Genomic DNA, 1,376 nt, shown 5'->3' with positions numbered 1-1,376 from the left:
GTACTCATCTGTGGACGCCCCGCGAGATGCAAGCGATTTTTGAGGAAGATCGGCACGTAGTCGGATGCTGCCATCTGTCCGGCCTCTGATGGTGCAGCGATGAAGCTGCGGGCCCGTATGGGAGTTCGCAGACCGGAACCAAATCATAAACGCGTGCTCTGGGCACGATGAGTACACCTGGTTCTTCCGGTCTCGTCTCGCCGACTGTTGCGCCATACTCTCCTTCGACCGACTACATCTCTGACGACCTCAGGTCGGCCAGGATCACGCCTTGGCTGCGACCGGAGCCCTGTAATTCTCCTGCTTGATAAGTAGCGCCCAGACGATCCGCGCCATCTTATTGGCGAGCGCGACCGTTACCAGCATGCGCGGTTTGCGAGCCAGCATCTGTTCGAGCCACGATCCCCTTGGCGCACCGCGTTTGCTCGCCTGTTGCACGACCGCGCTGCTGCCGATGATGAGAAGGCGCCTGAGCGTGCGTTCGCCCATCTTGGATGTCGCACCGAGCTTCTGCTTGCCGCCTGTCGATCTTTGAAGAGGCGTGAGACCGAGCCATGCCGCGAAGTCACGGCCTTTGGCAAAGGTCTCGGCCGGCGGTGCTAGAGCGGCGATCGCGGTGGCGGAGATTGGGCCGATGCCGGGAACGGTCATTAGCCGGCGCGATACCTCGTCCTCGCGAGCACGTCGCGCGATCTCCTGGTCGAGATCCGCGATCTTGCCATTGAGGTCGGTCAGCAGGTCCAACATCAATCGGAACATGGCGTGGGCCGCTTTGGGAAGCGAGCTGGCCATCTCTTCCTCCTCGATCAGATCGATAAGCATCGCCACGTGCGATGGCCCCTTAGGTGCGACCCATCCATATTCAGTGAGATGTCCCCGGATCGCGTTGATGAGCTGCGTTCGCTGCCGCACTAACAGGTCACGGGTCCGAAACACCAGACCCGCCGCCTGTTGCTGTTCGCTCTTCACGGCCACGAACCGCATGCTCGGCCGCTGCGCTGCTTCGCAGATCGCCTCGGCGTCGATCGCGTCGTTCTTTTGCCGCTTCACAAACGGCTTTACATAGGCGGGAGGGATCAGCCGAACTTCGTGGCCAAGCCGAGTGAGCTGACGGGCCCAGTGATGGGCTCCGCCACATGCCTCCAGCGCTACCGTGCAACTCGGCTGGGCTGCGAAGAAATCCAGCAGCTTTCCTCGGCTGATCCGTTTGCTGAATATAGCTCGCCCTTTCCCGTCTGCTCCATGAGCGTGGAAAACCTGCTTGGCGATGTCCAGACCGATTATGCTAACCTCCGACACGGACGCCTCCCTTAAGTGGTGCTAAACACCTCCACTTTGGCACATCGATGCCGTCGGCGGGGCGTCCACCCCATCAT

General features: G+C 60.9%; 1 protein-coding gene. It reads right to left on the bottom strand.

All coding sequences use genetic code 11. The features are described from left to right. Positions 1-264 precede the first annotated feature (264 nt). On the bottom strand, positions 265-1,299 hold the full coding sequence (locus ABIB80_RS39285) for an IS110 family RNA-guided transposase (RefSeq protein WP_354129649.1): 1,035 nt from the start codon (positions 1,297-1,299) through the stop codon (positions 265-267). Positions 1,300-1,376 lie beyond the last annotated feature (77 nt).

Origin of the sequence: Bradyrhizobium sp. i1.15.2 (assembly GCF_040548425.1) — a bacterium.
Taxonomy (GTDB): domain Bacteria; phylum Pseudomonadota; class Alphaproteobacteria; order Rhizobiales; family Xanthobacteraceae; genus Bradyrhizobium; species Bradyrhizobium canariense.
Note: the sequence above shows the minus strand (reverse complement) of the source record. Positions and strands in the feature narration are given on the sequence as shown.